General features: G+C 48.0%; 17 protein-coding genes, 1 tRNA gene and 1 pseudogene. 16 read left to right on the top strand and 3 right to left on the bottom strand.

Annotated features, from left to right (window positions below; all coding sequences use genetic code 11):
• Window positions 1–90 precede the first annotated feature (90 nt).
• Window positions 91–1398, bottom strand: a complete 1308-nt coding sequence (locus ACZMIG_RS02545) for an MFS transporter (protein WP_487889050.1) — start codon at window positions 1396–1398, stop codon at window positions 91–93.
• 21 nt (window positions 1399–1419) lie between these two features.
• Window positions 1420–5211, bottom strand: coding sequence for a DUF4922 domain-containing protein (locus tag ACZMIG_RS02540; RefSeq protein WP_487888991.1), 3792 nt, complete (start codon window positions 5209–5211; stop codon window positions 1420–1422).
• Between the two features lie 977 nt (window positions 5212–6188).
• Between ACZMIG_RS02540 and rlmN the strand changes: the two genes are divergently transcribed.
• The 12 genes and pseudogenes from rlmN to ACZMIG_RS02480 all read left to right on the top strand — a co-directional run bounded on the left by rlmN (window position 6189) and on the right by ACZMIG_RS02480 (window position 16562).
• On the top strand, window positions 6189–7226 hold the full coding sequence (gene rlmN / locus ACZMIG_RS02535; RefSeq protein ID WP_053399254.1) for a dual-specificity RNA methyltransferase RlmN: 1038 nt from the start codon (window positions 6189–6191) through the stop codon (window positions 7224–7226).
• Window positions 7223–8227 (top strand): DUF4837 family protein, encoded by a 1005-nt coding sequence (locus ACZMIG_RS02530; RefSeq protein WP_487888990.1) that lies wholly within the window; start codon window positions 7223–7225, stop codon window positions 8225–8227. The genes rlmN and ACZMIG_RS02530 overlap by 4 nt, the downstream gene beginning before the upstream one ends.
• Window positions 8228–8270: 43 nt before the next feature.
• Window positions 8271–9407, top strand: coding sequence for a 4-hydroxythreonine-4-phosphate dehydrogenase PdxA (pdxA, locus tag ACZMIG_RS02525; protein ID WP_302024493.1), 1137 nt, complete (start codon window positions 8271–8273; stop codon window positions 9405–9407).
• A gap of 56 nt (window positions 9408–9463) precedes the next feature.
• Window positions 9464–9643: a hypothetical protein gene (locus ACZMIG_RS02520; RefSeq protein WP_487888989.1), complete on the top strand. Its 180-nt coding sequence runs from the start codon at window positions 9464–9466 to the stop codon at window positions 9641–9643.
• Between the two features lie 47 nt (window positions 9644–9690).
• Window positions 9691–10713, top strand: coding sequence for a lysylphosphatidylglycerol synthase transmembrane domain-containing protein (locus ACZMIG_RS02515; protein ID WP_053399257.1), 1023 nt, complete (start codon window positions 9691–9693; stop codon window positions 10711–10713).
• A gap of 695 nt (window positions 10714–11408) precedes the next feature.
• Window positions 11409–12641, top strand: coding sequence for a sigma-54 interaction domain-containing protein (locus ACZMIG_RS02510; RefSeq protein ID WP_021853481.1), 1233 nt, complete (start codon window positions 11409–11411; stop codon window positions 12639–12641).
• A gap of 74 nt (window positions 12642–12715) precedes the next feature.
• Complete coding sequence (locus ACZMIG_RS02505; protein WP_053399317.1) at window positions 12716–13231, top strand: LptE family protein; 516 nt, start codon at window positions 12716–12718, stop codon at window positions 13229–13231.
• Window positions 13232–13249: 18 nt separating this feature from the next.
• Window positions 13250–14008 (top strand): DUF8458 domain-containing protein, encoded by a 759-nt coding sequence (locus ACZMIG_RS02500; RefSeq protein WP_125105318.1) that lies wholly within the window; start codon window positions 13250–13252, stop codon window positions 14006–14008.
• 6 nt (window positions 14009–14014) lie between these two features.
• On the top strand, window positions 14015–14428 hold the full coding sequence (secG, locus tag ACZMIG_RS02495; protein ID WP_021853484.1) for a preprotein translocase subunit SecG: 414 nt from the start codon (window positions 14015–14017) through the stop codon (window positions 14426–14428).
• 91 nt (window positions 14429–14519) lie between these two features.
• Window positions 14520–14595, top strand: a tRNA-His gene (locus ACZMIG_RS02490).
• A gap of 566 nt (window positions 14596–15161) precedes the next feature.
• Window positions 15162–15230 (top strand): annotated as a pseudogene (locus tag ACZMIG_RS02485) (transcriptional regulator); the annotation flags it as partial.
• Between the two features lie 174 nt (window positions 15231–15404).
• Entirely contained in the window at window positions 15405–16562 is a 1158-nt protein-coding gene (locus tag ACZMIG_RS02480) for a hypothetical protein (RefSeq protein ID WP_484449341.1), read from the top strand.
• Between the two features lie 349 nt (window positions 16563–16911).
• Here the strand turns inward: ACZMIG_RS02480 and ACZMIG_RS02475 are convergent, their stop codons facing one another.
• Window positions 16912–18069: a lipocalin-like domain-containing protein gene (locus tag ACZMIG_RS02475; protein WP_487888988.1), complete on the bottom strand. Its 1158-nt coding sequence runs from the start codon at window positions 18067–18069 to the stop codon at window positions 16912–16914.
• A gap of 1143 nt (window positions 18070–19212) precedes the next feature.
• On the opposite strand from ACZMIG_RS02475, the gene ACZMIG_RS02470 reads away from it, so the two are divergent.
• The 4 genes from ACZMIG_RS02470 (at window position 19213) to ACZMIG_RS02455 (ending at window position 22651) form a co-directional block, all read left to right on the top strand.
• On the top strand, window positions 19213–20427 hold the full coding sequence (locus ACZMIG_RS02470; protein ID WP_487888987.1) for a tyrosine-type recombinase/integrase: 1215 nt from the start codon (window positions 19213–19215) through the stop codon (window positions 20425–20427).
• A gap of 273 nt (window positions 20428–20700) precedes the next feature.
• Window positions 20701–21342, top strand: a complete 642-nt coding sequence (locus ACZMIG_RS02465) for a transcription termination/antitermination NusG family protein (RefSeq protein WP_288950882.1) — start codon at window positions 20701–20703, stop codon at window positions 21340–21342.
• A 967-nt stretch (window positions 21343–22309) separates the two neighbouring features.
• A complete protein-coding gene (locus tag ACZMIG_RS02460) occupies window positions 22310–22453 on the top strand; it encodes a hypothetical protein (RefSeq protein ID WP_302024803.1) in 144 nt (47 codons plus the stop codon).
• A 45-nt stretch (window positions 22454–22498) separates the two neighbouring features.
• Window positions 22499–22651: a hypothetical protein gene (locus tag ACZMIG_RS02455; RefSeq protein WP_287604201.1), complete on the top strand. Its 153-nt coding sequence runs from the start codon at window positions 22499–22501 to the stop codon at window positions 22649–22651.
• The last annotated feature ends 691 nt before the right edge of the window (window positions 22652–23342 follow it).

The raw sequence follows: 23342 nt of genomic DNA, 5'->3' as shown, positions 1-23342 counted from the left end.
CGCCGCCAGACTTTTGTCTGGCAGCAGAAACGTCACATAATATCATATATGCTGCAATCTCTTCATACACACCATAACATGCAGCCCGGCTTATTGCCGCTCCTCATGTTCTTTATTGCCAAACTCCGGATCGATGTCGACAAATGCCGCGACAAGGAATGTGATGATACAAAGAATGACAACTATGATGAAGAACCACAGATAGCCCACAAGCTCCTGAAGATATCCTGCCACAAGTCCGGGCAGCATCATCGACAGCGCCATCAGCGCCGTACACAGTGCATAGTGAGACGTCTTATATTCACCCTGACTATAATAAATAAGGTAGAGCATGTAAGCCGTAAAGCCGAAGCCATAGCCAAACTGCTCAATAAACACGCACACGTTGATAATAATGAAACTGTCGGGCATGGCGTAACTCAGATAAACATAGACAATGTCGGGCAGCGTTATGGCGCACACCATGGGCCACAGCCACTTCTTCAGTCCGTCGCGTCCGGCAGCCATTCCGCCCAGAATACCTCCGAGCGTAAGTCCTATTATGCCAACCGTGCCCTGCACAAAGCCATATTCCTGAGGTGAAAGTCCCAGTCCGCCATTGCTTTCGCTGTCGATAAGAAACAGCGAAGAAACCTTCGCCAGCAGTCCTTCGGGCATACGGTAAAAGAGCATGAACAGGAAAGCTATGAGCACCTGTTTTGCCGGCATCTTGGTGAAAAACGTCTTTACAGACAACACCAGCTTTGTCCACACCTCACGTGCACCGGCATTGCGCAGTCCGCGGTCTGACACAGGGCACGGCAACACCAGACTATGCCACAGCCACAAGGCTATAAACAAGCCCGTAACGCCATAGAACATAAGGCTCCACGAATACTTTATGCTGTTGCGGAAAAGCACCTGCAAGTTACCTGCAATCATCACAAGGACGCCCTGTCCGAATATTGTCGCAAACCTGTAGAACGTACTTCTGATACCTACAAACCACGCCTGTTTATGCTGGTCCATGCCGAGCATATAGAAGCCGTCGGCCGCTATGTCGTGCGTAGCACTGCTGAACGCCATCACCCAAAAGAAGAACAACGTGCCCTGAAGCCAGAAACTGGTGGGAATGGTGAACGCCACGCCGCCAAAAGCCGCACCGATGAGCAGCTGCATGGTGATTATCCACCAGCGCTTGGTCTTGACAATATCTACAAACGGACTCCAAAGCGGCTTTATTACCCAAGGCAGATACAGCCACGAGGTGTAGAACGTAATCTCTGCGTTTGTCAGTCCGAGCTGCTTATACAGGATGAGCGAAATTGTCATCACAGCCACATAAGGCAGTCCCTCGGCAAAATATAGTGTAGGAACCCAGCTCCAGGGGTTCCTGCTCAACTTCTTACCAGAATTCATTTTCTTGTTCAAAGTTTTATGTTAACCATATATTTTTCTTATTTCCGCACCGCGGTAGTAGTGCAGAAGTATCTCATCATACTTATATCCGCGCTCGCCCATCACGGCAGCACCGATCTGACAGAGGCCTACTCCGTGGCCCCAGCCTGCACCTGTAAGGACAAAACGCTGCGGCACGCCGTTGCTGATGTCAGCCTTGTCAACGACAAACGCACTGCTGTAAAGATGGCTCTCGCTCAGCACGCGCCTTATTTCAAGCTCCTTGCCGATGGTGAACGAGTCCTTCGTGCCCACAATCTTCAGCTTCCATATACGCCCGCTCTTTCCGCGGGCAACAGGCTGCAGGTCGACAATATCACCGAGATCCAGTTTCAACTTGGCAGCAATAAGTCCTGCCAGCTGCTCCTGTGTGTACTCCACCTTCCAGCGGTAGAAGTCGGCAGTCTCCTGATCATAGTCGTTGAGCACCTGCGACAGAATCTTCTTGTCGTGCGTGTTGCAGAAGGCTTCGCCGTTGCCTCTTATCCATGCCTCAGCCTCATCTTCCTTCGTCAGGTCGGGCAGCACGGCTCCGCCTGAAGCATTGTCGCGTAGGGCTACCAGATATGGCTGCGGCGTGTCTTCCCAACAATACTGATACTCCTCGGTTATGCCTCCACAGCATTTGCTGAAACGGGCATCGCAGATGTCCTCGCCCGACATCAGTATCTGTCCGCGAGTCTCGCTCACGGCCTGCTCTACATGCCTGTTCTTGGCTTTGGTTATGCCCTGATAGCGCTGACAATGGTCGTCGGCACACACGTCGAATATGGTATGGTCGTCGCGGTCGTACCAGCGTATCAGCTCGTCGTCTTTCTTGATGAACGAGAAGAATCCGTTGCCTCCGCTGCTCTGACGCTTGCGGCGCTCCATCTGTGCCAGCAGCCAACTGCGCGATATTACGGCATGAGCCTTGAGGAACTCAAGCGACGAAGTGGCCTTCATCTCACTCGAGATGACACTTATCAGATAGTTTTCCACTGGCAGACGGTTGATGGCACAAATCTTGTCGGCCTCAACTACTATTTTCAGCGTACCCTGGAATGTCTGTGTCTCCTTGCGCTCCCAATGGAAGTTTACTCCAATGGTTACGTCGCTCAGCGAGAACGACGCGTCCTTGTCACAAGGCGTAAACGTAAGTTCACGGTAAAGATTGCCGTTCCACAGGATGCCTCCCTCTGAGAACGACACCTGCTGCGGTCCCGTGATAACCTCGCCCTTTGCCATATACTCGCCGTTGAGCGAGAAGCAGATGCTCTCGGCGCTTACAATGCCTACATGCACCTCTGGCTCAACATGCTTGTAAAGCCTTGCGCCCGGAGCCTCGCCACAATGTGCCGATGCCTTTATCTTAGCCACGACCTCACACATTTCGTCATCCGTGATGGCCACCTCGCGCAATATGCCTTCGGCCTGTTCTGCCGTCAGCCGCTCAAAGTCTTCTCTTCGCGGCGTTATTATCAGTCCTGCCATATCGAGCGCGCCCGGACTGACAAGCATCTTGGCGTCGCCGTCTGCCGAATAGCAGTCGGGTCTGTGCTTGCAGCGCGGAAATACCACCGTCAGCCACTGGCCTGCAGACATCCAGCTCACTACATTCATCATCGGCTCTATGTCGCCGTCGTGCATAGGCAAAGCATTGTACACACAACGGAAGAGTCTCTCGTCGGCCTCGGCATTGCGGCTCCTTATCAGCAAGGCCGGACATGCCCAGCTGTTGATGACTGATATGTCGTTGTCGGCGTCGAGCGCATGCACCACCGTTATGTCGCGCACCAGTCTCGACCATGATGCCTGCAGGGGCACCTTGCCGCTCGTTCCGGCCTGGAAGTGCATGTGGTCAGGAGCAGAGGCTCCGCACTTCGGACCGTTATAGAACACCATAATGTCGGGATTCTGCGTCAGTATGGCGTGCATCTCTCCGTAATATTCGAGTATGTGCTGCGGCTGATGCTTCACTGCCGGCAGCGTGAAGTGTACGGGAAGTATGGGATATGGATTAACCAATATGTCGAAGTTGTCGTCAAAGCGCTTTATCTGCTGCTCCTGCGGACGGTTCTCCTTGCACAGGAAGCATGGGCGCTTGCTTATCGAGGCCTTGTCTATCGAAGCTCCGGTTGACACCATGCGGGCAGGGTTAAACTGTGCCACTAGGGGCATTCCGCCGTCGCTAAGGTCGCGCGTGAGCACCTCCTGCAGGTCTCTGAAGTTGTGACGTGCCAGACTCCACGTCTCTATCTGTCTGTTGAAGAAGCGATAGAGCGAACTGTCTGCCATCATGTCTGCCTTGCCGGCTGTCATCTGCTGACGTGCCAACAGCTCCATGGTGCGCAGGCGGTCTTTATACAGGTTGTTGGCGTTGACCTTGTCTACGGTCAGCGCTGCGTCGCTGTTGCCGCCCCAACGGCGGCACAGATACAGTTCGGTGAATATTCTGCCTATCTTATAGCGCCTGCTGAAGGCCAGTCCGGCAGCATAGTCTTCGCCGTAGCTTGTGTTCGGGAAGCGTATCTGCCTGAGCAGCGGCGTAAAGAACGCGCGCGGCGCTCCCAGTCCGTTGATGCGCAGGGCGTTGTTGCATCCGTTGTCGTCGGTCCATTCTGCATGACTTATAAGTCCCGGCGGCAGCGTGTTAAGGTCGAAGTCGCACATACGATAGCTGCCTACAATCATGGCGGCACGCTGCCTGTAGAACTCGTCGACAATAGTCTGCAGCGTGTTTTCCGACGAATAGAGGTCGTCGCTGTCGAGCTGTACGGCAAAGCGTCCGCACCGCTCGTCGTCTATGGCAAGGTTCCAGCATCCGCCAATGCCAAGGTCTGTACGCTGCGGCACGATATGTATCAGAGGAGCGCGCCCGTCGCTTTTCGCGGCATACTGCTCCAGCAGCTTCGTAGTGTTGTCGGTCGAATGGTTGTCAACGACTATGACGTTGAACGGAAAACTTGTTTTCTGCGACAGCGCGCTGTCAACGGCATCGCATATTGTCTTTTCACGGTTGCGCACGGGTATCACCACAGACGCCTCGTATTCGAAGTCCTGCTCGTTGAAGTCGGGCTCACGATAGAGCGATGTGTCGATCAGGGCGCCAACGGCCTTCAGGTGTGCCGTAACGGCCTGCTCCATCTCTATCTGCACCTCACGGTTGGCAGGGTTGACATAGTCAAACTGCTTGACGCCGCTGGCCCTGAGGTCTCTCTCCTCTTCTGTGTACAGCAGCTCGTTGATATGGAACAGGCGTCCGCAGCGGCTGAGATAGAGCCACAGTTCATACCATCCTGCAAATCTGTATGCCGACTCTTCTACGTCGCGCGCAAACCTGTTGAGCAGCGTGCCTTTGATCATAACCACGCTGCCGAAGTCGAAGTCATCGCGCAGACTGCCTTCCTGCCAGTCTATCACGGGGTGTGGCATTGGTTCGCCGTTCTCTACTGATATGCGGTCGCTGTACACCATCGACGCGTCGGTCTCGGCTGCCACACGCATCATGCGCTGTATTGAATACTGCCCAAGACTTACGGGCACGGTCTTCAGGAATACCAGTGCATAGTCGGCCATGCAGCTCTCGGCTATGGCGTGCATTGCCGATGCCGACAGCAGGCCGTCGACGGCAATAAACGAGCAGTTTTCGGGCACGGGTGTGCTCATAGCCATATCTTGTGTAACCATCAGGTTTATATGCCGTATCATGCGGCTGCCTTTAAGCTGACGCAGGGTGTTGGCCACCGCACTGATGTCAGCGCAAGGCAAGAAGCAGTCTATTGTTCCTCTCATTTCTGTTTTTTCATAAATTGTTACGCCGCGCCTGCCGCTCCATGCCGCCACACGCGGAGGCACGCAACAAAGCCACGGCGACTCGTAATTATATTGACATGCAAAAGTACACAAAAATCCTGACAACTCGGTTGCATTTACCCGAAAATAGACATGGCACAAAATCAAAATCAGCAAAAAAGATGACGGCAATATCCACCAACACGTTTTCACCTTACGCAACAATGCCTCATGGCTTGCCCCTGCGTCCGTTTCAACGGATAACGGCAAGAATATTGCATCTCACGAAATGACGCGCCAACCCATTTATCTTTATTAACAAAACATACGTTTTAGCGCCCACAATTTTAACTTTTCATTTTTCATGTTTTAGCAAAATACATCTGCCCCAAACAGCCCTAACAGCACAACTTCAGGCATATCAGCATGCAGTCTGTGGTCTTTCGTATTGCAAAAGGTATGCTCTTGCAGCACGAAAGACCGCCTTTTGCATAGCCGTTTGATACCTATAAGTGCTCAAAACCGCCTTAATCAGAGGCTAAAAGAACATAAAACGGGCACAAAAGAAGCCATAAAAACACTGCCGAACAAGCTACCCCGAGCGTCAATTTCGCGTACCCATCTGACTGTCAGCATCTTGCAAATAACGGCATAAAACGGGCATTTCTCACCAGAAACTTTACTCAGTTTATGAATAATGCTACTTTTAAACTTTTTAAGTTAAACAGAATCACACTAATTTAACCTACATTAACCATAAAACATTACGCCATCAAACCAAATATATACACTGCCAACCACAGGCATTACACTCAAAACCCAGCCGTACCATTCGCGTTTCCGCATGCCAAAGGCCTGCATAACGCCGGCATGCAACGATATGGCAACACATTTATAATAAAGAAAAAACATTAAACATCCCGATTATCTCACTTTTTTTAGCTAACTTTGTCGGCCGTAAACAAAGAATTTTTGAGATGGAACAAAGCACTACACCGTTATTGGGATTAACACTTAACGAACTTAAAGATGTTGCCAAAGCCATGGGCATGCCGGCTTTTGCGGGGGCTCAGATGGCTAAATGGCTATATACTCAGCACGTAAGCTCAATCGACGACATGCTGAACATCTCGAAAGCTAACCGCGAAAAGCTGAAACAGCACTACCGCATAGGATGCCTGCCGCCGGCCGACTGCCAGAAGTCTGTTGACGGAACGATAAAATATCTGTTCCCGACGGAGAGCGGTAAGTTTGTCGAGACGGTTTACATACCCGACAAAGACCGCGCCACGCTGTGCGTGTCGTCGCAGGTTGGATGCAAGATGAACTGCCTGTTCTGCCAGACCGGCAAGCAGGGCTTTGAGGGCAGCCTCACAGCCACCGACATACTTAATCAGATATACTCGCTGCCCGAGCGCGACAAGCTGACAAACATCGTGTTTATGGGCCAGGGAGAGCCTATGGACAACCTCGACAACGTGCTCAGGGCTACAGAGATTCTCACAGCCGACTACGGCTATGCATGGAGCCCCAAGCGTATCACGGTGAGCAGCGTAGGCGTAAAGAACAAGCTGAAGAGGTTTATCGAGGAGAGCGAATGTCACGTGGCAATAAGCCTTCACTCGCCTGTCCACGAACAGCGCGCCATGCTCATGCCAGCCGAAAAGGGCATGCCTATCGCAGATGTTGTTGAACTGCTGCGCAACTACGACTTCAGTCATCAGCGCCGCCTGTCGTTCGAATATATCGTCTTCGGCGGACTCAACGACTCTATGGTGTTCGCCAAGGAGATAATCCGCCTGCTCAGGGGGCTCGACTGCCGCATCAACCTCATAAGATTCCATCAGATACCTGGCGTTGACCTCCACGGAGCCGACGACGCCACAATGGAGAAGCTGCGCGACTATCTTACGTCTCACGGCGTGTTCACAACAATAAGGGCAAGTCGCGGACAGGACATCTATGCTGCCTGCGGACTGCTCAGTACGGCAAGGAAGGAGAGTCAGGATAAGTGACAAAGTGTCTGCGGCTATTGCTCCTGACGGCCATCGTGGCCTTATGCTCATGCAGCGGCGGCCCGCAGTCGCTGTTGCCCAAGAGCGGCGGACGGCCTTACGAGGTTCTGCTCGTGGCTTCCGACAGGCGTTGCGCAGCCGTAGTAGACAGCGTCCTTACGCAGGACATGCCTTCGCTGCCGCAGCCGGAGCCGATGTTCGACGTGTCGCTGATAGACACCACACGCTTTAACCAGACCACACGGCTGGCGCGCTGCATAGTAATAGTAACCGTCAATCCGGCGGTGTTCACGTCGACACGCATAAGATACGAGAAAAACGTATGGGCAAGACCGCAGCTCGTGGTATATGTCAACACGCCGTCGGCATCACAGCTCAGCCAATATATGGCAAAGGCAGGCCACCGGCTCACAAGTCTGCTGACAAGGGCAGAAATAAACACGGCAATATCAACGCTGCGCGCCGGAAGCAACCGCAAGGCCGAGAGCAGCATTAGGCATATGTTCGGATGGAACATGCTCATACCTGCCGAGATGAAGGCGGGCAAGACGGGACGCAGCTTTATATGGCTTTCGGACAACAGGCCCGACCGCATGCGCAACATCTGCGTCTACTCATACAGCGGCACCACTCTCGACGCACACCGCGCCCTGGCTGCGCGCGACAGCGTCATGAGACTTAACATACCGGGCGAACTCGACGGCATGTATATGCAGACAACTCCCGGAAGCGTGACGGCAGGACTGACAACAGAAGACGGACGCACCGTGATGATAAGCCGCGGACTCTGGGAGATGCGCAACGACGCCATGGGCGGACCGTTCGTGTCGCTCTCTACAGTAGACTCAGTCAACAGCCGCATCATAGTGGCAGAGGCTTTTGTCTATGCGCCGGGCACCAACAAGCGCAACCTGATAAGGAGTGCCGAGGCTGCACTATACACTCTAGGCAGGCACGCCGCCAACGGCAGTAACAGCAAAGGCAGACGGCAGACCGACTGACATAAGGTTAAGAAAGAAACAGATATAACAAACATATACGAATATGGAAAACAGAAAACTACGCGTTGCCATAACGCACGGAGATACTAACGGCATAGGGTATGAAATAATATTCAAGACATTCTCTGAGCCGGCCATGCTTGAATTATGCACACCTATCATCTACGGCTCGCCCAAGGTGGCTGCCTATCACCGCAATGCTCTCGGCATTCAGGGCAACTTCACCATAATCAACTCGGCAGCCGAAGCCCACAACAACAAGGTGAACTTGCTCACAACTTTCGACCAGGAGATAAAGGTTGACCTTGGCAATCCGTCTAAAGAGGCAGGCATGGCATCGCTCGCAGCTCTCGAAAAGGCAATGGCCGACTACAAGGAGGGACTGTTCGACGTGCTCGTAACGGCACCTATCAACAAGAACAACATACAGAGCGACGACTTCCATTTCTGCGGCCACACCGAATATATCGAGGAACGTGCAGGCAATGGCGACAAGGCTCTCATGATATTGCTCAACGACATGCTGCGCGTGGCTCTTGTAACCACACACCTGCCCATCAGAGACGTTGCTGCGGCTATAACCAAAGAGAGCATCATAGAGAAGGCCACGATATTCCACAATTCGCTGAAACGCGACTTCCGCATCTCTAACCCGCGCATCGCCGTGCTGGCGCTCAATCCTCATGCAGGCGACGACGGACTGCTGGGACGCGAGGAGCAGGAGGTTATCATACCGGCCATCAAAGAACTGTCTGACAACGGCATACGTGCCTTCGGACCATACGCAGCCGACGGTTTCTTCGGACATGAGAGCTACACTGCATTCGACGGCGTATTGGCAATGTATCACGACCAGGGCCTGGCTCCGTTCAAGTGTCTCGATCTCGGCAACGGCGTAAACTTCACAGCCGGACTGCCTATCGTGCGCACATCGCCCGACCACGGCACAGCTTACGACATCGCAGGCAAGAACATGGCCGACGAAAGCTCTTTCAGAAATGCCATATACCTCGCACTCGACGTCTTCCGCAACCGCATCGAATACGACGAGCCTTTCAACAATCCGCTGAAGAAACTCTATCACGAGAAGCGTGACGACAGCGAGAAGGCACGGTTCTCTATAAACAAGTTTAAGGAACAGGACAATAGCGGCGACGACAAGAACGCCAAAGAGGAATAACTTCAGGTGAGACATCTTGATTCGGCATGGCTGACAGTTTGACTTTAGCGCAGAGCATGGACACAGACAAACAGATGACCTGCCCAGAAAGTCTGCAAAAAATAAGTCATAAAGGCGACGGCATCGCCTTTATGACGACAGAAAGACAGGCTGCAGACGCAAGGACAGGCATCCGGCTGCGCTCCGGCATGGCCGTGCTTAACATAAACTCACTTATAATAAACCGCATCGTCTGATTACACAGTGCGATGAAATGCCTGGCGGGCAACATAAAAGATTAAATATGAAAAAGAAATATCAGAACGCATTTTTTGTGTTCGGAATAGTTGTGCTCATCATCATGATAACACAACTCGACTTCAAACAGGTATGGGACGGCCTTCAGCATGCCGGCTACTGGTTTTTCGCCGTTGTGGCCTTATGGGCCTTTCTGTATATATTCAATACCGCCACATGGTATATTATAATAAGGAGCGGCTCTGACGAGAAGCCCAAGATCAACTTCTGGTGGCTCTACAAGATTACCGTTTCGGGCTTTGCCCTCAACTACGCCACGCCCGGCGGACTCATGGGCGGCGAGCCTTACCGCGTGATGTCCTTGTCGCCTAAGATAGGCACAGAGCGTGCCTCGTCGTCGGTCATACTTTATGCCATGACCCACATATTCAGCCATTTTCTGTTCTGGCTGCTCTCCATCCTGCTCTTTCTGCTCACCGAGAAGGCAAACTTCGTAACGGGCATTGTCCTTGCGCTCTCAGGCGCATTCTGCATCCTCGGCGTATGGTTCTTCATCAAAGGCTATCAGAAGGGCATGGCCGTAAGGATAATGAACCTGATAAAGCACATCCCGGGCATAAAGAAACGCTCGCGCAACTTTATCGACAAGCATAAGGAACAGCTCGACACCATCGACCGCCAGATAGCAGCACTTCACCGTCAGAACAAGAAGTCGTTTGTCTCTGCCGTAATGCTAGAGCTTGTCTGCCGCTTTCTTTCTGCATTCGAGATTCTTTTTGTCCTGCGTGTCCTCACACCGGATGTCAGCTTTGCCCCATGCGTGCTTATCCTGGCCTTCACCAGTCTTTTCGCCAACCTTCTGTTCTTCATTCCCCTTCAGCTCGGCGGCCGTGAGGGCGGCTTCATCATGTCTACCGCCAGTCTCGCCATGTCTGCCAGCGCCGGCATCTTCGTAGCCCTTATAGTGCGCATCCGCGAACTCATCTGGACCGCAATAGGACTGCTTTTAATAAAGCTCGAGAAGAAGAACACAGGAGAAGCCGTAAGCGAGAAAATCAAGCAACAATAGCCCGGCTTTTTAAGTGAAAAACGAAAAGTGAAGAGTAAAAAATCCAATTGCTTTATTGGGTATTATCATTTGGAGTTAGAGTAGTTAAAGTAGTTATAGTAGTTAAAGTCATATGCCTTGTGGATTTTTTCAATGTGTTACGATCGATAATAATCAACAAGACTAATGTGCCGGCGGATCTGCAATTGTCGTGCAAGTGAGAGCAGAAGCAAATCTCGCAAGCACTACGTTTGGTAATGTTCCGGCGGATCTGTGCTCCTCCGGAATTAAATATAAGAACCGAAGGTCAGCGCAGCTAATTTCCTGATCCGCTAAAAATACCGCTGATTTACGAAGTGAATAATGAAAAATCCAATGATAATTTTGCATTAAAAATATAAGGTGATGTCAAATAGGAAGTAATCGGATTGAAAAATCCTTATATTAAATTCCGGCGGAGCGCAGATCCGCCGGCACAATAGCGAACGTAGTGCGTGTACTTCATCGATTATTGTCAATTGTATTACATTGAAAAGAATCAACAAGGCATTTGACTCTAACTCCTAGCTCACCTTAGTGAGCGATAACTACTCTAACTCCTTTAACTACTCTAACTACCGACAGTCCCCCTCAAAGTACGTGATATAACTAAAATTACATTAAAAATGCAATGCATCGGTGTTATATAAAATAAATTATGTAACTTTGCAGAATAAATGAACACTTCTGAATTACAGAAAGTAAAACAGCGTTATAATATCGTCGGCAACTGCGACGGATTAAACCGCGCCATCGATGTGGCCATGCAGGTCGCACCGACCGATCTCTCTGTACTCATCATCGGCGAAAGCGGTGTGGGTAAAGAGATTATTCCACGTATAATACACGACAACTCTCCGCGACGCCGCGAGAAATATTTTGCCATCAACTGCGGATCTATCCCCGAAGGCACGATAGACAGCGAACTGTTCGGCCATGAGAAAGGCTCATTCACTGGCGCCATCGGCGAAAGCGAAGGCTACTTCGGCGTTGCCAACAAGGGCACAATATTCCTCGACGAGGTTGGCGAGCTGCCAATGGCCACACAGGCACGACTGCTCCGCGTTCTCGAAACAGGCGAATACATACGCGTGGGAGGACAGAAGATAATGAAGACAGACGTCAGAATTGTCGCTGCCACCAACGTCAACATGCGCAAGGCCATCAGCGAAGGCCGTTTCCGCGAAGATCTGTATTACAGACTCAACACCATTCCAATACAGATACCGCCGCTGCGCGACCGCGGCGAAGACATTCTGCTGCTGTTCCGCCTCTTTGCCATGCAGATGGCCGAGAAATATCATCTGCCCAAAATAACCCTTTCTGACGAGGCAAAATATATAATGCTTAAATATAAGTGGCCCGGCAACGTAAGACAACTGAAGAACATCACAGAACAGATGTCTGTGTTAAGTCAGGAACGCGAAATAAGCGGCGAGGCAATACACAAGTTCATCCCAGAGGACGCCGAGAGCACACAGCTGGCAACGATAAGCTCGCCCGGAAGCCACTCTTACGAGAGCGAACGCGAGATTTTATATAAGATTCTTTATGAGCTCCGCGGCAACGTAAGCGACCTGCGCCGCGACATGAACAGTCTGCGCAAACAGCTCGACGCTGCACGCAGCGCCACGGTAGACACGTCAGCCTCTAACCTGCCGTCTATCATTACAGACCAGCCGTCGGCAACCATCAGCTCACCCGCACGCACAGCGGCACCGACCGTACAAGACGCCGTGGCTGAAGAAATATCAGAGCCCGAAAGTCTTAATCTTGAAGACATAGGACGTCAGATGGTTGAAAAGGCTCTAGAACGCAATGGCGGCAACCGCAAGAAGGCGGCTCAGGAACTTGGCATTTCCGACAGAACATTATACAGAAGAATAAAGCAGTACGGACTGGAGAAATAATGTCCTACGGCCAACGATATGACAAGAAGCTCATATTAAGCAACAAACATTTACAAAGCGGCAACAAACAACTTATGCGAATCAATCATATAAAGACAGCACTATTAACCGTCATGATGCTACTGCTGGTGTCATGCAGCGTGTCATATAAGTTCAACGGAGCAAGTATCGACTACACCAAGACCAAGACAATACAGATAGCCGACTTCCCCATCCGCTCAAGCTACGTATGGGCTCCTATGGCCAGCATCTTCAACAACCAGCTTAAGGACGTGTTCGCCAACCACACACGCCTCATTCAGGTAAAGCGCAACGGCGACATGAAGATTGAAGGCGAGATAACGCAATATTCGCAGCGCAACAAGGCCGTAACGGCTGAAGGTACATCGGCACAGGCAGAGCTGTCGATGACGGTAAACGTAAGGTTTACCAACAATGCCAACCACAGCGAGGACTTCGAAAAGCAGTTCACTGCCACGTCTACATTCGAGACTACACAGTCGCTCAACTCTGTTCAGGAAGAACTCGTAACACAGATGGTTGAAGACATCACAGATCAGATATTCAACGCTACAGTAGCAAACTGGTAACAAGCAGACCATATGAACATAGACCTCGAGCAGCTAATAAGGCATCCGGAACAGATGGACAAGGAAACGCTCTACGACTTGCGTTCCCTCCTTGCTCTGTATCCCTATTACCAGCCGGCCCGTTTGCTGTTACTGCAAAACCTGTATCTTCTTCACGACCCTTCGTTCGACGAGGAGCTGCGCCGCTCTGCCGTCTACATCACCGACCGCAAGGTGGTGTTCAATCTCGTGGAGGCAGCACACTACAAGCTGCGCACCACACAGCAGGAGAAGAAGACTGAGAAAGACAACAAGAAAGAGGCAGAAGGCGGCAACAGAACCATATCGCTCATAGAGCAGTTCCTCGACACCATACCCGAAGACAAGAAGGAAGAGGAAAACAAGGAGCGCAAAAAGAAGCGCAAGCCCACACCTGCCGACGCTGCCATCGACTATGTGGCCTATCTGCTTGATACAGAAGGCGACACAGACGACACACAGCAGCCCGTCATGAAGGGACAAGACCTCATAGACAACTTCATCAACAACGAGAACGGAAAAATAGAACTGAAGGACGAGCCCGAGTATGTGCCTGAAATAGAGGACAACGACAAAAAAGAGGGCGACGAGAACTATTTTACCGAGACTTTGGCGCAAATTTACATAAAACAAGGCCGATATTCAAAGGCATTGGAAATTATTAAGCGTTTAAATTTGAATTATCCAAAAAAAAATGCTTACTTTGCAGACCAAATCCGATTTTTGGAAAAACTGATAATAAATAATAAATATAAATAAAAGAAAATGTATACATTATTCGTAATCTTAATCGTGCTGGCAGCACTGCTCATGATAGGCATCGTGCTGATCCAGGAGTCTAAAGGAGGAGGACTTGCGTCAAACTTCTCATCATCAAACCAGATCATGGGTGTGCGCAAGACCACTGATTTCATTGAGAAAACAACATGGGGACTTGCAATAGCCATGGTTGTTCTCAGCGTTGTATGCGCTTATGTTGCTCCTAAGGCAACAACATCTGAGAGTGTTATCGAAAAGGCTGCAACAGAACAGCAGCAGACTAACCCGACAAACCTTCCCGGATTTGGCGCTAGCCAGACACAGAAGGCAGCTCCGGCTAAGGCTGGTAACAATGCTCAGAAAGCTGACCAAAAAGCAGCTCCTGCAGCGCCTCAGGCTCCTAAAACACCGGCAAATTAAACAAAAAGCAAAAAAAACACGGGATTTATTTGGTAGTTTAAAATAAATCCCGTACCTTTGCACTCGCTTTAAGACATTAAGCAACTAACACGGTGGATGTAGTTCAGTTGGTTAGAGCGTCAGATTGTGGTTCTGAATGTCGTGGGTTCGAGCCCCACCCTCCACCCAAGCGGAATTCTTAAAAAGAGTTCCGCTTTTTGTTTTTAATAGCCGACAGACAGCAAGACGACATACAATGTTATGGAAGTTCCACATTTCTGTAATCAACTACAGCTTTATAATTTTCATTATCAATGAAACATTACCTACTCATAATTATTTTATCTGCAATAATCTCATCATGCAGTTCACACAACAGGCGTGTGTATATATGCACAGGCCCATACTCACGGGCATATCATAAAACGAGCAACTGCAGAGGCCTTGACAACTGCAGCAGAGACATAAAAGAACTTACAGAAAACGAAGCAATAGACCTGGGACGCCATAAATGCAGATTTTGTTATTAGTTACACACACTACATTGTTTAATACGAAATTATGCAAAAAAACCAAGATATAAGATATGAAACAGGTAGGAAACATGAAACTCTACTCCTTAGAGGAAGTGAAAGACGAACTTATAGGCAAGATTGGAACTCCGGAAAGAGACGAGCACGAGTGAAAGGCAGAAGATGCTTTGCACGCCTACCAAATTTGAGAGGCTATAAAAAACGTATGACTTAAACAGAAACTCACACAGGAGGGGTTAGGAGAACGTATAGGAGTGCAAAAGGCTCAAATATCACGTATGGAACGATGAATTTGTTCGCTTTTTCTTGACACGGCCAGCTATGCCTGCAAAATATATAACAAATATACGCTCAATATAAAACAAAAATCCAAACCGAATCATAATACATGACATGGGTAAAAACGGCAATATCTGAAATTGCAATCGCAGGATACATCAAACTTAATTAAATACAGAAATATTATGAGAAGAATATTTTTTATCTTGTACCTGATTATTATTTGCATATCAGCCAAGGCACAATATTCATCAGTAAATTCTTTTATCAGAAAAGAAATCGTTTCTTATACAAAAGACCAAAAGGGATTCTATGTAAAAGAAACCGACAGAATGGTTGATATCGTTACAGACATCACTGAAAATTATGCTTACGACAAAAAGGCCCAGAATCTTTATGTCCTCACAGATAACAGCAATGTTGTAGTAACCTTGACAAAAGACTACGCCAAAATTATTAAAAGAAACAAGGACATCCCACATCTGTCAGGTGAAGCGCTTGATAACGAAATCGAGAAGCGCAACAAACTATTATACGATAAATTCACAGCCTTAAACAATAAAAGGGAGCAACAGATTACAGATTCTATTAACAAAGCCTTCCAAGACTCTATCGATGAAGTTAATAGACGCAATGCAATAATAGCAGCTCAGAAGAAAGCACGCGAAGATTACATCAGCAGCCATCAAAGCCATGAAGTTCCTTTAGGACAAAATTCCATAAGATGTGATATATGCGATAATAATATTAATACAGATGATGTTGTTTATACCATTGGCATCAAAAACGACACAATTTATTATGCCACAATAAATACAGGAGATCTTGATCTTTCATACGTGGAGCTGCATGAGTCCAAAATACCAGAAGCACTTTATTCCGACCATAACTTTATGTATCATTACGAAGTTTACAAAGATAGTCTTACTGACGATTCCATCGACTATAAAAAATTTGTTTATATAGAAGGCTATAAATATTACGAAGACTATTTGGCACGATTAAAGAAAACCGCTCCATATGGCTACATCAACGAATGGAGTTGGAACGACGAATATTCTATGGTCACATTTAACATCCGCTATACCAATACGAATGCTAAGACCATTAAATATATTACTGTCTATTTCAAAATTACCAACGACGTTAACGATGTTCGTTGCACAGGTTATTTCAAAGGTACAGGCCCACTCAAAGAAGGCGAAACGGCATCATGGAACTGGGATAGTTCATCCTATTTCACTGCCGGCGACTCTTCCAATATGAGCATCACCAAAATCGTCTTGACATATATGAATGGCACAAAACAAGTGGTTTCAGGAAAATATCTGCGATTTAATTAGCCCGTATATATCATGCCATGTTCTATCTGATATGTTTTAAGCTCATATATGCCCATAAAATACAATAGTCATATAAAAACTCCGGCAGATTTTTCGCTGTACTCAACAACTCGTGCAAATCAGCCGGCACATTGGTCTTGTTGGTTATTATCAATCGTAATACATTGGCAATACCCACAGGACATTAGCAAACGTAGTGATTATGAAGTTATGATAAGAATCAACAATGCATATGACTCTAACTACTAGCTCACCTTAGTGAGCGATAACTTCTTTAACTACTTTAACTACCAATAATATTAGCGCCTGTTTTTTCACTCTTTTATTGCGCTTTGCGCCTGCCTGCTTTTCACTTAATTTCCACTATTTCCCTTACGAAGAACACGCCGTCGTAGTCTTCGGCGAAGCCGGTGTCCCATTTGCCGTTATATTCCAGTCGCAGAGTTACGTCTACAGGGTTGCCGTTTTTCTGTCCTCCAGTTATCTTATCGTACATATCCTCCAGACGACCGGTCTTGTCCACTATCCAGTATTCGTCATCCGTCCCGTCGGGCCTGAAGGAGCGCACCTCATGAGCCAGACTCATCTCGCCCTTCATCGTGTAAAGCACATCGCGCGACAAGGTGCTGTCAGGTTCATCACATAGCGTTACGCTGTTTTCGTCGAACAGAGGAGCGTCCTGACCTATCTCTACAAACACCACCTTGCCCGGATGGCCGTCGTACATCTCAAAATATCTGCTTCCGCTGTTGCCTACGCCCCATCCGTTGCATGTCGATGCCACAGGCTCCGTCTTCATAAGCTCATCCGTTGCCTTGGCATAGTCGCCGTCAGGAACCATCACGTAGCGTTTCACGCCCTCGCGCCCCGACTTCACCTGCTTAAACTTGCCCGACTGCTCCTTGTCCCATTCTCCGGCCTTCTCAATAGCATCTATCACCCCGTTGATGTCATTGCCGTTAATGCTGAACACCTGAATAAGCCTGTGCGGCCTCTCGTCGCCGTCTCTCACCATCACGATGCCCGGAAGCAGCGGATCGGCCATCAGTCTTATCTTATCGTTACGCTGAACCCTCAGCTTCATCCCGGCTCCTTTCAGCTCACGCCATTCAAAGCCTGCATGTGCAGTACGCTGCACCCTTCTGCCTTTTATAGGCTCATTGATAGCCGACTTGCGCACATACACCACCTTGTTCATGCGCCTTTCAAGTGTCAGCGTGTCTTTAGCTACGTCGATAATGCGCAGCGTGTCAGAGAAATTTATCGTCTGTCCGTTGCCGATGCTCTCTCCGTCAAGTATAAGGCGGTCGCCTTCAGTCCTCCAGTAACAGTACCTCAGCGTAGCCATGCCGATAGACTCCGCGCTGCCGTCGTCGTTAAGACACATGCCCCGCATATATGCTATTTCCTTAGGCACCTGCTCAATCCAGCATCCCGTCAGGTCTGTTTCGCATCTTCCTGCAAGCGGACTAAGCATCAAAGCCGCCAATAAAACTATCTTTTCCATCTTTTCCTCCTTATTCTATACGTTAATAAACTTCTACGGCACAAATATATGAAATAATTGATTAGCAAGAAGCGCCGTTAAGATTTTTACTCTTTAATTGTCCTTTTTCAACAGAAGCCCATCTGGCTTTTGCGCCAGCTCTTCGTTCTTCACTCTTTATTTTCGTAAGACTGCGGTATTTTTAGCGGATCAGGAGATCCTTATATTATATTCCGGCGGAGTTTTTCACTTTTAATTTTTCATTTTTAATTGCGCTTTGCGCCTGCTCTTCACTCTTATCTTTTCACTTAAATACGCACTACGTTTACTATTGACTCTAACTCCTATAACTACTTTAACTACTATAACTACCAACAATATTAGCATTTGGAACTGCGGTATTTTTAGCGGATCAAGAGATCCTTATATTTAATTCCGGCGGAGCACAGATCCGCCGGCACATTAGTCTTGTTGGTTATTATCGATCGTAATACATTGAAAAAATCCACAAGGCATTTGACTTTAACACCTATAACTATTTTAACTACTATAACTACCAGAGTTAAGAAGATATGAAAGCAAGCACTACGCCGGCACATTAGCATTTTAAGTGAAGAACGAAAAGAGAAGAGTGAAAAATCCAATTGCAAACGTAGTGCTTAAAAGTAGAAACCACAATACATTTGGATTTTTCGTTTTTCACTTTTAACTTTTCACTTTCGTAAGACGCACTACGTTGCCATTGTACCGGCGGATCTGCGCTCCGCCGGAATTGAATATAAGGATCTTTGATCCGATTACTTCCTATTTTGTCATTGCATCATTTATACTTCACCTAAATCAGCGGTACTTTTAGCGGATCAGGAGATCCTTATATTATATTCCGGCAGATTGCAAATCAGCCGGCACATTAGCCTTGTTGATTCTTGTCGCAAGCACTACGTTTGCATTTGACTTTAACTCCTATAACTACTTTAACTACTCTAACTACCGAAACAGAGGAGCGCAGATCCGCCGGCACATTAGCCTTGTTGGTTCTTTTCGCAAGCACTACGTTAGCATTTGACTTTAACTCCTATAACTACTTTAACTACTCTAACTCCTACCCCCATTATTTATTTGTTAATTTCCCAATCATATATTTTATATTAAAAAACATTTACCATGACTACAGTAAGACTAACATTCAGGATGGCGGCTGACAGCAGCCGCAAAGGCACATTGTATTTTCAGATTATACACCGTAATACGGTTAAGACGCTCAGCACCAGATGCCGCATCTTTGCCGACGAATGGGACGAGCCCAACAGCCGCATATTCATCATGTCGCCGGTGTCTGCCAGGCGCACTGCCACGCTGCTAGGCATACGCAACAGAATCAGACACGAGATGCAGCGGCTTAATGGCATAATCAACAAATACGACTGCAGCGGACTGCCTTACAACACTGCCGACATCATCCATTGCTACCGCAACTCTCAGCCGGCTGTCAACCACTCGCTGTTCGCCTTCATGCACCGACATATCCGCATGCTCAGTGCCCAGGGCAGACAGCGCACCGCCGACACTTACCGACAGACGCTCAGCAGCATCACCACATTCCGCAACGGCGCCGACATCAGCCTCTCCATGCTCACCGCCCCGTTCGTCGAGTCGTATGAGTCGTGGCTGCGCTCCCGTCGCCTTTGCCGCAACACCACGTCGTTCTATATGCGCATCCTGCGCAGCGTCTACAACAAGGCAGCAGCCGAAGGCATCGTCCCTAAGGGCAATCCCTTTGCCACCGTCTACACCGGTGTCGACAAGACCTCGCGCCGCGCCGTCAGCCTTGCCGACATCAGCCGCATCAAGGCTCTCAACCTCGCTGCCCACACCCCACTTGCCTTTGCGCGCGATATGTTTCTCTTCTCGTTCTACATGCGCGGCATGTCGTTTGTCGACATGGCATTTCTGCGCAAGAAAGACCTCAACAACAACTACGTCGTCTACAGCCGCAAGAAGACCGGGCAGCAGCTCACCGTCAGATGGGAGCGTCCCATGCAGGCCATCGTCGACGCCTACGGCCCTTCTTCCACACAATATCTCCTTCCCGTCATCGTCCGTGAAGACGGCACCGAGCGCAGCCGGTATCTCAACGCCATGCTCCGCGTCAACCGCAACCTCAAGAAGATAGGCGTCATGGCAGGCATCCCCATTCCGCTCACCATGTATGTTGCGCGCCATTCGTGGGCCACGGCAGCCAAAGAGAAAGACATCTCCATTGGCATCATCAGTCAGGCAATGGGCCACGACTCCGAGAACACCACGCAGATATATCTCGCATCCATCAAGACCGGAAAAATAGACGATGCCAACCGCGACATCCTCAATGGTATCTGAATAAATATTTAGGGCTGTATGTTCAAAACGACTTACTCTTACGAAGAGTAAGTCTGACGTTGCTAAATGTTTGATAATCAGAGAATAAGAAACAATATGACATGCATCTGGTTCACATAAGTTCATATTGTAACAACTTTGAAAACATGAATAAACACTATTTTTATCGGCAAAATATTGGTAATAAAAAATAAATTCGTAAATTTGCAACGTTAGATGTACTCTTCGTAAGAGTGAGTCATCAATTTGTTGAGCTAAGCAGACGAGACTATTATGGATAGCAATACACCGATGCATGTTAAAAGTCCGACGGTAACACCTACCGACGGCGCCGTAGGCGTGCCAAAAGCAGCCAAAAACGGCAAACATTGGTATATAGCCGTCGTAAACAACAACTCCGAAAAACTTTGTTGCGAGAGGCTTCTGGCACGCATTGCGTCGCAGCCTGACAGCGAAAAAGACTATGAGGTCTATGTGGCAGCGCAAAAGGAGATGCGCACATGGCGCAACGGCCGCCGCAAGCTCGTAGAACGCATCATCTTCCCCACCCTCGTCTTCATCCGCTGCACCGACCTCATGCGCCGCAAGGAGATAGTGTTCCTGCCATACATCAAGCGCTTCATGGTCAACATAGCCGGCAGTCCCGAAAACGGCCATCGCCCTGTTGCCGTCATCCCCGACCAGCAGATGCGCAGCCTTATGCGTATGGTCAGCGATGCCGAGAGCGACGTAACCATCGACCCGCGCCCGTTGCGCCGTGGTGAGAAAGTACGCGTCAACGGAGGTAAGCTCATGGGCCTCGAAGGCTATGTCCTTCAGTGTCCCGACAACAGCACCAGCCTCGTCATCGACATCGGCATCCTTGGCAGTGCCAAAGTCAATATATCGCGCGACCTGCTCGATCCGATAGAGTAACAGAATCGTCATAATAAACACCACATATATCATCATATCTCCAATTAATTTCAGAACTTAACCGTAAAGGCGGGCAATATCAGTCAGGTAAAAAAGACACCGGACATAAATCGTCCAAAGCTTCATCGGCAGGATAACACCCCACTCCATTAGCAACAGACTGTGCAAAGATATAGCCACTCTGAACATATTTCACCATTTTGTCCCAAACGGGACAAAAAAGTTGCTAACGCAACGCTATATAAGTGAAAAATTAACAGTGAACAGATGGCAATAAAAAAGTAAAAAATAAAAAGTAAAAATTAAAGGCTAAAGAAATTACTTGCAATCACTACCTACGTTTGCTAATGTTTGGTATAAAGTTATGATGTAATGCCACATAGGAAGTAAGCGGATCAGGAGATCCTTATATTCAATTCCGGCGGAGCACAGATCAGCCGGAACAATAGTGAACGTAGTGATTATGAAGTTATGATGAGAATCAACAAAGCATATGACTTTAACTCTTCTAACAACTACCGAATGTCTTGTGGGTATAGCCAATGTATTACGATCGATAATAATCAACAAGACTAATGTGCCGGCTGATTTGTAATCTGCCGGAATATAATATCAGGATCTTTGATCCGCTAAAAGTACCGCATATTTAATGAAGTATAAATGATGCAATGACAAAATAGGAAGTAATCAGATTGCAAATCTTTATACTCAATTCCGGCGGAGCGCAGATCCGCCGGAACAATAGCGAACGTAGTGCTTGCGAAAAGAATCAACGAAGCATATGACTTTAACTACTATAACTTCTTTAACTACTATAACTACCGATGATAATCCTCGGTACAAAAAGTTATGATGAGAATCAACAAAGCATATGACTTTAACTACTATAACTTCTTTAACTACTATAACTACCGATGATAATCCGCCGGAACAAAAAATGATATTGTGTAAATTCAATTATACAACAATGAAAAATTTAGAATCAGCCGAAAAGAAGGCACGTCTGTTAACCACAGTGGTTATCGACAAATTAGTTAAGTCAACCTGCCGCAGCTGCAGGACACTAGAAACAGAGCTGCATGTACGTCACGGATTCATTAAAGCAGTCTAAGACAACAACCTGAAGTCTGGCGACAGCCTTACCTGCATTCAGCTGTTGGCCGCCAACTCGATAATAGTAGACGGCTACAAGCGCAGGATAGAAAGCTATCGCCTCATCAAGTCGCCACAACAGCAAGCAGAACAAGAAAAGCTCAACGAGTGGCGCAACTACTTCACACAGCTCATCACACAACTCACAAGAGACTGAGGCGCAAATAAAGAGCTCCACCAAACCTCCCCCGTGGGGAGGCTTAAGTTTCGATTTCTCTAAGTGAAGAACGAAGAGCGGGCTTGCGCAATTAAAAATTAAGAATTAAAAATTAAGAAAGTTAGTCCTGATGCTGGCAAGAAGCAATAAAGACACATGGTTTCCTGTGCTATTGTCATTGGGAGTTAAAGGAGTTAGAGTAGTTATTGCTCACTAAGATGAGCTAGGAGTTAGAGTCAATAGCAAACGCAGTACTTGCGAAAAAATCCAGCAAAGTATTTGGATTTTTCACTCTAAATTCCGCCAGGCATTTTTCACTTTTAATTTTTCATTTTTAATTCACCCTGTTATAGGGTGGTAACCTGCTCTATAAACTCCTTACGCGCGCGCCCGAGGAATATAAGTGTTAATATCCATTTGGGATGACACAAAACACAAATATTATATAAAAGTTACGAAACCTACTTACCACCCTATCACACCCTAATGCCTGTTTTGTCGTAATTTCGGAACTATTATCTGGTATAAGGCGTTGATAATAAATGATATAAGATAATGCGTGATGATGAGGCATATACCACTGCAACCTTACAGGCAAGGTTGTCACTTTTATGCGAAGATATGCCTAAAAAAGCGAGTAAAAAAAACGTTAACAATGTTAATATCCAAATTTTGGATGACAAAAAATTAA

Source organism: Xylanibacter sp., from assembly GCF_057607445.1.
Note: the sequence above shows the minus strand (reverse complement) of the source record. Positions and strands in the feature narration are given on the sequence as shown.